This window comes from Pseudomonas sp. S09G 359, from assembly GCF_002843605.1.
GTDB lineage: Bacteria > Pseudomonadota > Gammaproteobacteria > Pseudomonadales > Pseudomonadaceae > Aquipseudomonas.
In genome coordinates, this window is record NZ_CP025263.1 from 971,973 (window position 1) to 984,734 (window position 12,762).

Below are 12,762 nucleotides of genomic sequence, written 5' to 3' on the forward strand. Positions count from 1 at the left end.
ATGCGCAACCTGACGGGAAGGGCTGTAGAACTCATTTGATGCCCCGGGCCGAACACCCGGGGCATTTTTATTGCGGGCTCAGGCCACAAACTGCTCCGCGTAGTGGCAAGCCACCTGGCGGTTATCCAACGGCCGCAACAGCGGCTCCTCGCTGCTGCACCGCGCCGTCGCGTACGGGCAGCGCTTGTGGAAAGCGCAGCCAGGCGGCGGGTTCAACGGGTTGGGCAGCTCGCCGACGATCTTGATCTTCGGCTTGTTCGGGTCCGGATGAATGGTCGGGGTCGCCGACAGCAGCGCCTGGGTGTAGGGGTGCAACGGGCGGGCGTAGATGTCTTCCTTGGGGCCGACTTCCACCGGGCGGCCGAGGTACATCACCATTACGTCGTCGGCAACGTGCTGCACCACGGCCAGGTTGTGGGAGATGAACACGTAGGCTGTGTTGAATTCCTGCTGCAGGTCCATGAACAGGTTCAGCACCTGGGCCTGGATCGACACGTCCAGTGCGGACGTCGGCTCATCCGCCACCAGCACTTTGGGTTGTAGCATCATCGCGCGGGCCAGGGCGATGCGCTGGCGCTGGCCGCCGGAGAACATGTGCGGGTAGCGCTGATAATGCTCGGGGCGCAGGCCCACCTGCTTCATCATTGCCTGGACTTTCTCGCGGCGTTCGGCGGCGGACAGGTTGGTGTTGATCAGCAGCGGCTCGCCGAGTTGATCACCGACTTTCTGCCGTGGGTTCAACGAGGCATACGGGCTCTGGAACACCATCTGCACGTCTTTGCGCAGTTGCTTGCGCTGGGCCTTGTCGGCGCCGGCGACTTCCTGCCCGGCGATTTTCAAGGAGCCCGACGACGGCTCTTCAATCAGCGTGAGCGCACGCGCCAGGGTGGACTTGCCGCAGCCCGACTCGCCGACAACCGCGAGGGTCTTGCCGGCTTCCAGTTCAAACGACACACCATTAAGCGCGCGTACCAGCGCGTGGCCCTTGAACAGGCCACGGGACACTTCGTAGTGACGGGTCAGGTCGCGGGCGGTAAGAACGACGGCCATTACGCCACCTCCTGGTTCAAGGGGTAGAAGCAGCGCGCGAGGCTGTTGGATTTAGGGTCAAGGCCCGGGCGGGTCTGGCGGCAGCTCTCTTGCACATACGGGCAGCGCGGCGACAGCAGGCAACCCTGCGGGCGGTCATAGCGGCCGGGCACGATGCCGGGCAGCGTGGCCAGGCGCGTGGCGCCCAGGCTGTGCTCGGGAATCGCCTTGAGCAGCGCTTCGCTGTACGGATGCGCGGGAATATCGAACAGTTGCGGCACCTGGCCGACTTCCACCGCTTGGCCGGCGTACATCACGCACACGCGCTGGGCGGTTTCGGCAACCACGGCGAGGTCGTGGGTGATCAGCACCAGGCCCATGTTCTGCTCTTTCTGCAGGGCCAGCAGCAGTTCCATGATCTGCGCCTGGATGGTCACGTCCAAGGCGGTGGTCGGTTCATCGGCGATCAGCAGTTTCGGCTCACCGGCGATGGCCATGGCGATTGCCACGCGCTGGCTCATACCACCGGACAGCTGGTGCGGGTAGGCATCCATACGGCTGGCGGCGCCTGGGATTTCAACTTTTTCGAGCAGTTCGATGGCACGCTTGCGGGCTTGCTTGCCGGACATTTTCAGGTGCAGGCGCAGCACTTCTTCAATCTGGAACCCCACGGTGTAGCTGGGGTTCAGCGCGGTCATCGGGTCCTGGAACACCATCGCCAGGTCTTTGCCGACGATCTGGCGACGCTGGCGGTTGCTCAGCTTGAGCATGTCCTTGCCGTCGAAGGTCAGCGAGTCGGCGGTGACGATGCCGGGGTGCTCGATCAGGCCCATCAGCGCCATCATGGTCACGGATTTACCCGAGCCCGACTCGCCAACGATCGCCAGTACTTCGCCTTTGTCGACGGAGATGTCGAGGCCATCGACCACCGGCACGGCGGTTTTGTCGCCGAAGCGCACATTGAGATTCTTGATTTCTAACAGTGACATGGGAATCTCCTCAGGCGGCGTTCTTGAGTTTCGGGTCCAGCGCATCGCGCAGGCCGTCGCCCATCAAGTTGATTGCCAGCACGCTGAGCAAAATGGTCAAACCAGGCAGGCTCACCACCCACCAGGCGCGTTCGATGTAGTCACGGGCCGAAGCCAGCATGGTGCCCCACTCCGGGGTTGGCGGTTGTACGCCAAGGCCAAGGAAGCCCAGGGCCGCGGCATCGAGGATCGCCGAAGAGAAACTCAGGGTGGCCTGTACGATCAGCGGTGCCATGCAGTTAGGCAGCACGGTGATGAACATCAGGCGCGGCAGGCCGGCGCCGGCGAGGCGGGCGGCAGTTACGTAGTCGCGGTTCAATTCGCCCATCACCGCCGCGCGGGTCAGACGGACATAGGATGGCAGCGACACGATAGCAATGGCGATCACGGTGTTGATCAGGCCAGGGCCGAGGATCGCGACAATGGCAACGGCCAGCAGCAGCGACGGCAGGGCCAGCATGATGTCCATCAAGCGCATGATGGTCGGGCCGAGCAAGCGCGGGAAGAACCCGGCGAACAGACCCAGCAGGATGCCCGGGATCAGCGACATCACCACCGACGACAAGCCGATCAGCAGCGATAGGCGCGAGCCCTGGATCAGGCGTGAGAGCAAGTCGCGGCCGAGTTCGTCGGTACCGAGCAGGAACTGGATCTGCCCGCCTTCCAGCCACGACGGCGGGGTCAGCATGAAGTCGCGGTATTGCTCGCTGGGGTTATGCGGCGCCACCCAAGGGGCGAAGATCGCGCAGAACACGATCAGCAGCATGAACAGCAGGCCGGCAACCGCGCCTTTGTTCTTGGAGAAGGCTTGCCAGAATTCTTTGTACGGGGACGGGTACAGCAGGCTTTGATCGACTGCTGACACTGGAGTAGGTGTGGTCATGGTCATGATCTCAGCGCTGGTGACGGATGCGTGGGTTGGCGAAGCCGTAGAGGATATCCACCACGAAGTTCACCAGGATCACCAGGCAGGCGATCAGCAGGATGCCGTTTTGCACCACCGGGTAGTCCCGCGCGCCAATGGCTTCGATCAGCCATTTGCCGATGCCAGGCCACGAGAAGATGGTTTCGGTCAGTACCGCACCGGCCAGCAGGGTACCGACTTGCAGGCCGACCACGGTGAGTACCGGGATCAGCGCGTTACGCAGGCCGTGTACGAATACTACGCGTGCCGGCGACAGGCCCTTGGCCTTGGCGGTGCGGATGTAGTCTTCACGCAACACTTCGAGCATCGACGAACGGGTCATCCGCGCAATCACTGCCAGCGGGATGGTGCCGAGCACGATGGCCGGCAGGATCAGGTGGTGCAGGGCGTCCCAGAACGCGTCCGGCTCGTCGGCCAGCAGGGTGTCGATCAGCATGAAGCCGGTGCGCGGCTCGATGTCGTAGAGCAGGTCGATCCGCCCGGAAACCGGGGTCCAGCCCAGGCTTACCGAGAAGAACATGATCAGGATCAGGCCCCACCAGAAGATCGGCATCGAATATCCCGCCAGGGAGATGCCCATCACCCCGTGGTCGAACAGGGATCCTCGCTTGAGTGCCGCGATCACCCCGGCCAACAGGCCCAGGATACCGGCGAACAACAGGGCGGCCATGGACAGTTCCAGGGTCGCCGGGAAGAGCGCGGTGAACTCGGTCCACACGCTGGTGCGCGTGCGCAGGGATTCACCCAGGTCGCCTTGGGCGAGCTTGCCGACATAGTCCAGGTATTGCGCATACAGCGGCTTGTTAAGGCCAAGGCGTTCCATTGCCTGTGCGTGCATCTCGGGGTCGACGCGGCGTTCGCCCATCATGACTTCGACGGGGTCGCCAGGGATCATGCGAATTAACGCAAACGTCAACAAAGTGATGCCGAAAAACGTGGGGATCAGTAACCCCAGTCGGCGGGCAATAAAACTAAACATCTTGTTGTGTACCTCAATCAGCCGGTTAGGCAGGTTCGGCACCGTCCTGGTGGGCGGTGCCGAGCGTTTCTCTTATTTACTTCACCTGAGTGGTGGCGAAGTTATTTGTGGTCAGAGGGCTTTGGGTATAACCCTCGACGTTCTTACGCATGGCGGTAAACATTTTCGGGTAAGCCATGGGAATCCATGGTTGGTCCTTGTCGAAAACGTCCAGTGCTTGTTCATAGAGTGCGGCACGCTGGGTGGGTTCAGCGTCAGCGCGCGCCTTGTCGATCAAGTCTTGAAACTCTTTGTTACACCAGCGCGCGTAGTTTTCGCCGTTTTTGGCGGCATCGCAACTCAGGTTAGGGGTGAGGAAGTTATCCGGGTCCCCGTTATCCCCCGCCCAACCGGCAGAAACCATGTCGTGCTCGCCGGCTTTGGCGCGCTTGAGCATTTCGCCCCATTCCATGACCTTGATGTTCACTTTCAAGCCGATCTGGGCCAGATCCGCCTGCATGCGCTGGGCGCCGAGCATCGGGTTGGGGTTGGTCGGGCCGCCGCCGTTGCGGGTGAACAGGGTGAATTCGGTGCCTTCCGGTACACCGGCTTCCTTGAGCAGGGCGCGGGCCTTGTCGAGGTCGCGTGGCGGGTTTTTCAGTTTGTCGTTGAAGCCCAGCAGGGTCGGTGGGTACGGGCCGGTGGCGTCGACGGCGTTGCCTTTGCCATACAACGACTCGTTGTAGCCTTTCTTGTCGAACGCGATGTTGATCGCGTGACGCACGCGTGCGTCGCTCATGTACTTGTGGGTGGTGTTCAGGGCGGTATAGGCGGTGGTCATCGCCGCCAGCTCCGCGACTTTCAGGTTCGGGTCGGCCTTCATGCTCGGCACGTCATCCGGTTTCGGATACAGCGCGACCTGGCATTCGTTGGCCTTGAGTTTCTGCAGGCGCACGTTGTTATCGGTGGTAATCGCCAGGATCAGCGGATCAGCCGGTGGCTTGCCACGGAAGTAGTCCGGGTTGGCCTTGAAACGCACCTGGGCGTCCTTGGCGTAGCGGGTGAAGATGAACGGCCCGGTGCCGATCGGCTTGGCGTTCAGGTCATCGGTCTTGCCGGCCTTGAGCAACTGGTCGGCGTATTCGGCGGAGTGGATCGAAGAAAACGCCATGGCCAGGTCGGCCAGGAACGGTGCTTCAGGGCGGGTCAGGGTGAAGACCACAGTGTGATCGTCGGTCTTGGTCACGCTCTTGAGCAGTTCCTTGAAGCCCATGCTTTCAAAGTACGGGTAGCCCACGTTGGACTTGTTGTGCCACGGGTGATTCGGGTCCAGCTGGCGCTGGAAGCTCCAAAGCACGTCGTCGGCATTCAGGTTGCGCGTGGGTTTGAAATAGTCGGTGGTGTGGAACTTGATGTCGTCACGCAGGTGGAACGTGTAGGTCAGGCCATCGGCGCTGATCTCGGGCAGGTCTTTGGCCAGCGCGGGGATGACTTCGGTGGTGCCGGGCTTGAAGTCCACCAGGCGGTTGAACATGGTTTCCGCGGCGGCGTCAGCGGTGACGGCCGTGGTGTACAGGACCGGATCGAAACCCTCCGGGCTGGCTTCGGTGCAGACCACCAGCGGTTTGGCCGAAATGCCCACAGCCACGCTCAAAAGGGCGGCAGCAATGGCGGCTTGTAGCGGAAGCATTTTCATTCAGAGCCCTCTGCAATCGATGGGACCAGACAAGCGTAGACGCCGGGCTCGTCCTGAGCCCGGCGTTTACCTGGTACTAATTAAAGAATGTTGAACGGGATGGTGGTAACCAGACGGAATTCTTTGATGCTGCCGTCGGATTGGTTGGCGCTGGCACGGTGTTCCACGTAGGTGGCACGAATCGCGGTGGCCTTGAGTGGGCCGCTCTGGATTGCGTAGCTCGCGCCGACACCGTATTCCTGATGCTTCTCGCCATCCTGGGTCAAAATCTGCGCGCCGTAGCCGAGTGCGCCGTTGCCGCTACGGTAGTGAGTACCATCGATGCCCCAGCCGCGAGCGGAGTAGGCGTTGAACTTCAGGCCTGGGACGCCGTATTCGGCCATGTTGATGGCGTAGGCGATCTGGAACGATTTCTCGTTCGGGCCGTTGAAGTCGGACGTCAGGGAGTTGGCCAGGTAGATGCCGTTGGTTTCGTGCAGGTAGTCGAAGTACTCGTTACCGTCTACTGCCTGATAGGAGAAGGTCAGGCTGTGAGCCTGGTGAGCCAGGCCGAGCGACAGCGAGTAGGTATCGTTGTCGATCTCGCCCATCAGCGCTTTGCCTTCGTCCACGGTCTTGTAGTAGTTCAGGCCGGTGGTGAGGGACAGGGTCTGGCTGTCACCCAACTCGTGGGTTGCGCCGAAGTAGTACTGGTTCCAGAAGTCCTTGACGTTGGCACCGAAGACGCTGGTCTTCAGGCTCTTGAACGGCTGGTAGTTGGCACCCAGGGTGTAGACCTTGTCGGTGGTCGCGCCACCTGCGCCGCCTGCGCTGTACTCGGAACGGAATTTCGACAGGCTCTGTTCGGTACGTGGCGAAACGCGGTCAAACGCGCCGCCCTGGAACGACAGGTTGCTGAACTCTTCGCTGTTGAAGCTCACGCCCTGGAAGCTCGACGGCAGCGCACGGTTGCCGATGGTGTCGACGATTGGCGTGCTGAAGTTCTGACGACCGGCGGTCAGCGTGGTGTTCGATACGCGGAACTGCACGTTGGCCAGGCCCAGTTTGCTCCACTGGTCTACAGCGTTGCCGTCGGAATCAGCCAGGGTACGGTTGGAGCCGCCCTTGATGTCGCGCTTGCTGCGGTCCAGAACCAGGGCGTTGTACACCGCTACTTCGGTCTTCACGCCTACAGTGCCCTGGGTGAAACCCGAGCTGGCGTTGATGATGGTGCCCTGTACCCAGTTGGTACGATTACGGTCGGTCTTGGCTACGCCATGCTCGGTGTAGTCGAAGGAACCGCCACGATAGAGGCTTTCGTGGGAGTACCAGTTACGCGTGGTGCCGCCCAGGCTGAAATCTTCGATGAAGCCTTTGGCTTCGCCTTGGGCGCTGGAGCCGGCCAATGTGGTAGGAACGAAGTCCTGGCTGGCGGGTTCAGCGTAGGCGGTGGCCGTGATGCTGCTGATGGCCAGGGCCAGAAGCGCTTTGCTGCTCAGTTTCATGGGTGAAGCTCCTTTGGTTCTCTTTTTAATGCCGGTCTTTTTTGGTGATCCGGCTATTTGGGTGTGTAACTCGTTCAAGCTAGTGCAAACGTTTGCCGTGGGAAATTTCCCAACAAAAGGCTGCACGTTTGCCGGAGAGCGGTTTCCCGCCCTCCTGCATCCGGTTATTTTCTTATGGGGTAATGCTGACGCCCGAGAACACGTTGCGGCCGAAGGGGCTCACTTTGAAACCTTCGACTTTGGCGCTTAACGGCTGGTTGACCGTCGAGTGGGCGACTGGCGTGATCGGCACCTGCTGCTTGAGCAGTTGCTGCGCCTGTTTGTACAGAACAGTCCGTTGTTCGCGGTCGGTGACGACCTTGGCTTGCTTGATCAGCTTGTCGTACGCCGGGTCACACCACATGGAGTAGTTGTTCCCGCCGATGGCGTCGCAGCTGTAGAGGGTGCCCAGCCAGTTGTCCGGGTCACCGTTGTCGCCGGTCCAGCCGATCAGGCTGATATCGTGCTCACCGTTCTTGGTGCGCTTGATGTATTCGCCCCACTCGTAGCTGACGATCTTGACCTTGAGGCCGATCTTGGCCCAGTCGCTTTGCAGCATCTCGGCCATCAGCTTGGCATTGGGGTTGTACGGACGTTGCACCGGCATCGCCCACAGGGTGATTTCGGTGCCTTCCTTCACGCCGGCGGCCTTGAGCAGTTCCTTGGCTTTTTCCGGGTTGTAGGCGGCGTCCTTGATGGTCTCGTCGTAAGACCATTGGGTCGGCGGCATGGCGTTGACCGCCAGTTGCCCCGCGCCCTGGTACACGGCATTCAGGATGCTTTGCTTGTTCACCGCCATGTCCAGCGCCTGGCGCACTTCGAGCTGGTCGAAGGGTTTGTGGCGCACGTTGTAGGCGATATAGCCGAGGTTGAACCCGGGCTTGGTCAGCAGTTGCAGGTTCGGGTCGGCCTTGAGGGCGTCCACATCCGCTGGGCGCGGGTGCAGGGTGACCTGGCATTCACCGGCCTTGAGCTTCTGCACGCGCACCGACGCGTCGGTGTTGATGGCGAAAATCAGCTGGTCCAGCTTGACCCGGCTCGGGTCCCAGTACTGTTTGTTGCCCACGTAGCGGATCTGCGAGTCTTTCTGATAGCGCTGGAACACGAACGGGCCAGTGCCGATCGGCTTCTGGTTGATGTCGCTGGGCTTGCCGCTCTTGAGCAACTGCTCGGCGTACTCGGCCGAGAGGATGGAGGCGAAGCTCATGGCGATGTTTTGCACGAACGCGGCGTCCACCGAGTTCAGGGTCATCACCACGGTGTGCGGGTCGGTTTTCTCGACCTTGGCAATGTTCTTGTTCAGGCTCATCCCGTTGAAGTACGGAAACTCGGTGGGGTAGGCCTTGCGAAACGGGTGGTCGGGGTCAAGCATGCGGTTGAAGGTGAACAGCACGTCGTCGGCGTTGAAGTCCCGCGTCGGCTTGAATTCCTTGCTGCTGTGGAATTTCACCCCTTCACGCAGGTGAAAGGTGTAGGTCAGGCCGTCTTCGGAAATATCCCACTTGGTCGCTAGCCCAGGCACCACGTTGGTCGCGCCTTTTTCAAACTCTACAAGGCGGTTGTACAGCGGTTCGGCCGCGTCGTTGTCGGTGGCCGTGGTGTATTGCGCAGTGTCAAAGCCCGCCGGGCTGCCTTCGGAGCAGAACACCAGGCTCTTCTTGTCGGCGGCCTGGCCCATCGTGGCCACAGCCAGCAGGCTGGTGGCAAACATTGCGGATAGAACGGTGGTATGGCGCATGACGATCCCGATCCTTGTTTGTAATTGTCATCAGCGAGCAATCACCCTGGCTTTCGGCCAGGGAGACATCACTGATCCCACACACAGCAAGTACCTTTTCCATGCTGGCGCTTCTGCTGTCCTACGACGTTATGGGCCGCGGACCTGGCAGTAAATGCGCCAAAGTGGATAGACCTTGTAGGCAATAGAACTGCATGTCGCGGTCCGTTGCTGTAGGACGCAGCGGTGACGAATGCGCTCTGTTGCCTAGGGTCCAGGCGGATGCAATAACGGCGACGTGATGAAACGTCGCCGTTACTGATCCTTACTTGCCGCTTACGCTCACGCCGTAGAAAGAGTTCAAGCCAAACGGGCTGATCTTGAAGTCCTGTACGGTGTTGCGCATGGGTTGATACACCGTCGAGTGCGCGATAGGTGTCATCGGGACTGCATCTTTGAGGATATGTTGCGCCTGCTTGTACAGCTCGGTGCGTTTGGCGACGTCCGATGTGGCCTTGGCTTCTTTTACGATGCCGTCGAATTTCTTGTCGCACCATTTGGAGAAGTTGTTACCGGCCAGCGAGTCGCAGCCGAACAGCACGTTCAGCCAGTTGTCCGGGTCACCATTGTCGCCGCTCCAGCCAATGATCATGGCCTGGTTCTCGCCGCCTTTGGAGCGCTTGATGTACTCGCCCCACTCATAGCTGGTGATCTTGACCTTGAGGCCGATCTTGGACCAGTCGTTTTGCAGCATCTCGGCCATCAGCTTGGCGTTCGGGTTGTACGGACGCTGAACCGGCATGGCCCACAGAACGATCTCGGTACCTTCCTTGACGCCAGCTTCCTTGAGCAGTGCCTTGGCTTTCTCAGGATCGTACTTGGCATCCTTGATGGTGGTGTCATACGACCATTGGGTCGGCGGCATGGCGTTGACGGCCAGTTGGCCCGCGCCCTGGTACACGGAGTCGATGATCTGCTGTTTGTTTACCGACATGTCCAGTGCCTGACGCACGCGGATGTCTGCCAGCGGGTTTGGTTGGTCGCTGCCCTTGACCTTGTCCATCACGTTGTAGGCGATGTAGCCGAGGTTGAAACCGGCCTGGTTCGGCAGTTTCAGGTCCTTGTCTTCGCCCAGCGCCTTGAGGTCGGCCGGACGTGGGAACAGGGTGACCTGGCATTCGTTTTTCTTCAGCTTCTGGATACGCACCGACGGGTCGGTGGTGATGGCGAAGATCAGGTTGTCGATCTTCACGTCTTCAGGTTTCCAGTAGTCCTTGTTGCCGGTGTAGCGGATGTTCGAGTCTTTCTGGTAGCTCTTGAACACGAACGGGCCAGTGCCGATTGGCTTCTGGTTGATGTCGGCGGCTTTGCCTTCTTTCAACAGTTGCGCGGCGTATTCGGCCGACTGGATCGACGCGAAGCTCATCGCCAGGTTCTGGATGAAGGCCGCGTCCACGGTGCCAAGGGTGAACTTGACGGTGTGGTCATCGACTTTCTCGATGTTCTTGATATTGGTGTCCATCCCCATGTCCGTGAAGTACGGGAACTCGGTGGGGTAGGCTTTGCGGAACGGGTCGTCCTTGTTGATCATGCGGTTGAACGTGAACAGCACGTCATCGGCATTGAAGGTACGGGTCGGCTTGAAGTACGCGGTGGTGTGGAACTTGACGCCGTCGCGCAGATGGAAGGTGTAGGTCAGGCCATCCGGGGACACGTCCCAGTTGGTGGCCAGCCCAGGAATCACAGCGGTGCCGCCGCGTTCGAACTGGGTCAGACGGTTGAACATGGTTTCGGCCGAGGCATCGAAGTCTGTTCCGGTGGTGTACTGGCCTGGGTCAAAACCAGCCGGGCTCCCTTCGGAGCAGAACACCAGGTTAGTCGCCGCTTGGGCGAATGGGGCTGCGGCCATAAGGCCTGCGCTCACTAATAACGGAAGGACTGCGTGTTTAAGCATGTTGGCCTCATGATTTGTTGTCATTTTTGGTGGTGAGGGCGACCTCGTGAGTCGGCCTGCGGATACTTATGCAGGCGCCATACCCATTGCAAGATGCTGAACCGTTGCAATAGGCAAAGAGTGGTACGAACGTACAGGAATGTCGCAATTATGAAAGTTTCTACACAATTGCGTCGTTTTTGAGGGTTTTTTCGGTGCAGAGGATGCACCAGGAAGGCTCAACCGAGGCGTCTAGCGCACTCGGTTGGGGCGCTGCTGTTACTTATCTAGACTTACGCCGTAGAACGGTGTGAGGCCGAAGGGGCTGATCTTGAAGTCCTTGACCTCCTTGCGCAGGGGTTGGAAAACCGTCGAGTTTGCAATAGGCGTTATAGGCACTTGTTCCTTAAGGATTTTTTGCGCCTGTTGATACCACTTGATGCGCTGTTCGCGGTCGCTGCTGACCTTGGCCTGCTGCACCAGCTTGTCATAGGCTGGGTTACACCATTTGGCGTAGTTGCTGCCCTTGACGGCAGCACAACTGTAGAGCACGCCCAACCAGTTATCGGGGTCGCCGTTGTCGCCGGTCCAGCCATAAATCATCGCATCGTGCTCGCCATTTTTAGCGCGTTTGATGTACTCGCCCCACTCATAGCTAACGATATTGGCCTTGATCCCGACTTTCTGCCAATCCTGCTGGATCATTTGTGCTGACATTCGTGCATTCGGGTTGGAGGCGCGCTGGACTGTCATCGCCCACAAATTGATGGTGGTACCTGGTGCAACCCCTGCTTCTTTTAGTAGCGCCCGCGCCTTGGTTGGATCGTAAGGCGCATCCTTGATGGACGGGTCATAAGACCACTGCGCCGGTGGCAGGGCGTTTTGCGCCAATTGCCCGGCGCTCTGGTACACAGCCTTGATAATTGCCGGCTTGTCGATGGCCATGTCCAGGGCCTGGCGAACCTTGAGCTGGTCCAGCGGCGGGTGCGTCACGTTGTAGGCCAGGAAGCCCAGGTTGAAACCCGCTTGCTGCAGCACGCGCAGGTTGGGGTCTTGTTTCATCACGTCAATGTCGGCGGGACGCGGGTAGCCGCTGACCTGGCATTCGCCGGCCTTGAGTTTCTGCAGGCGCGACGCGGCATCCGGGGTGATGGCGAACACCAGGTTATCGAGCTTCACATCTTCGGGTTTCCAATACTGTTTATTGGCGACGTAGCGGATCTGCGAGTCTTTCTGGTAACGCTTGAATACAAACGGGCCGGTGCCGACGGGCTTTTGGTTGATGTCGGCGGCAGTGCCTTGCTTGAGCAACTGCGCGGCATATTCGGCGGACTGCACCGAAGCGAAGCTCATGGCCAGGTTCTGCACGAACGAGGCATCGACGTTGTTGAGGGTGAAACGCACGGTGTGCTCGTCGAGTTTGTCGACACTCTTGATGGTGCTGTTCAAGCCCATGTCGGTGAAGTAGGGCGACTCGGACGGGTAAGCCTTGCGGAACGGGCTGTCGGCATCCAGCAGGCGGTTGAAGGTGAACAGCACGTCATCCGCGTTGAAGTCGCGGGTAGGGGTGAAGTAGTCGGTGGTGTGGAACTTGACGCCATCCCGCAGGTGGAAGGTGTAGGCCAGGCCGTCTGTGGATACTTCCCAGCGCGTCGCCAGGCCCGGTTCCACCTCGGTGCCGCCACGCTTGAACTGGGTCAGGCGGTTGAACACGGTTTCGGCGGAGGCATCAAAATCGGTACCGCTGGTGTACTGGCTCGGGTCGAAGCCGGCCGGGCTGGCTTCGGAGCAGTAGACCAGGGTGCTGGCGGCCTGGGCCATCGGCATAAAGGCCAGCAGGCCGGCGGCGAGGAGCAGCGGTTTTAAGGCAATTCTTTCCATGGAGACCCCTGAAGTGGCAGGCATAGACGCGCTGCCCAAACGAAAAAACGGCGGTCACCGAGGTTACCGCCG

Annotated in this window: 9 protein-coding genes; all 9 read right to left on the bottom strand. The window is 60.1% G+C overall.

Features of this window, described 5'->3' with window-relative positions; genetic code table 11:
* Window positions 1-78: 78 nt before the first annotated feature.
* Complete coding sequence (locus tag CXQ82_RS04305) at window positions 79-1,050, bottom strand: peptide ABC transporter ATP-binding protein (RefSeq protein WP_101266467.1); 972 nt, start codon at window positions 1,048-1,050, stop codon at window positions 79-81.
* Window positions 1,050-2,018, bottom strand: coding sequence for an ABC transporter ATP-binding protein (locus CXQ82_RS04310; RefSeq protein ID WP_101266469.1), 969 nt, complete (start codon window positions 2,016-2,018; stop codon window positions 1,050-1,052). Before CXQ82_RS04310 ends, CXQ82_RS04305 begins: the two co-directional genes overlap by 1 nt.
* Before the next feature lie 10 nt (window positions 2,019-2,028).
* Window positions 2,029-2,940 carry an ABC transporter permease subunit gene (locus tag CXQ82_RS04315; RefSeq protein ID WP_101273717.1) on the bottom strand — a complete coding sequence of 304 codons (912 nt, stop codon included), beginning with the start codon at window positions 2,938-2,940 and terminating at the stop codon, window positions 2,029-2,031.
* Between the two features lie 10 nt (window positions 2,941-2,950).
* Complete coding sequence (locus tag CXQ82_RS04320; RefSeq protein ID WP_003171721.1) at window positions 2,951-3,961, bottom strand: ABC transporter permease subunit; 1,011 nt, start codon at window positions 3,959-3,961, stop codon at window positions 2,951-2,953.
* A gap of 76 nt (window positions 3,962-4,037) precedes the next feature.
* The gene (locus CXQ82_RS04325) at window positions 4,038-5,636 is read right to left on the bottom strand and encodes an ABC transporter substrate-binding protein (RefSeq protein ID WP_101266471.1); all 1,599 of its coding nucleotides are present in this window, start codon (window positions 5,634-5,636) and stop codon (window positions 4,038-4,040) included.
* A gap of 80 nt (window positions 5,637-5,716) precedes the next feature.
* Window positions 5,717-7,120, bottom strand: a complete 1,404-nt coding sequence (locus CXQ82_RS04330; protein ID WP_101266473.1) for an OprD family porin — start codon at window positions 7,118-7,120, stop codon at window positions 5,717-5,719.
* A gap of 172 nt (window positions 7,121-7,292) precedes the next feature.
* Complete coding sequence (locus CXQ82_RS04335) at window positions 7,293-8,870, bottom strand: ABC transporter substrate-binding protein (RefSeq protein WP_371917350.1); 1,578 nt, start codon at window positions 8,868-8,870, stop codon at window positions 7,293-7,295.
* A 331-nt stretch (window positions 8,871-9,201) separates the two neighbouring features.
* On the bottom strand, window positions 9,202-10,830 hold the full coding sequence (locus CXQ82_RS04340; protein ID WP_101266478.1) for an ABC transporter substrate-binding protein: 1,629 nt from the start codon (window positions 10,828-10,830) through the stop codon (window positions 9,202-9,204).
* 258 nt (window positions 10,831-11,088) lie between these two features.
* Window positions 11,089-12,690, bottom strand: coding sequence for an ABC transporter substrate-binding protein (locus tag CXQ82_RS04345; RefSeq protein WP_101266480.1), 1,602 nt, complete (start codon window positions 12,688-12,690; stop codon window positions 11,089-11,091).
* Window positions 12,691-12,762 lie beyond the last annotated feature (72 nt).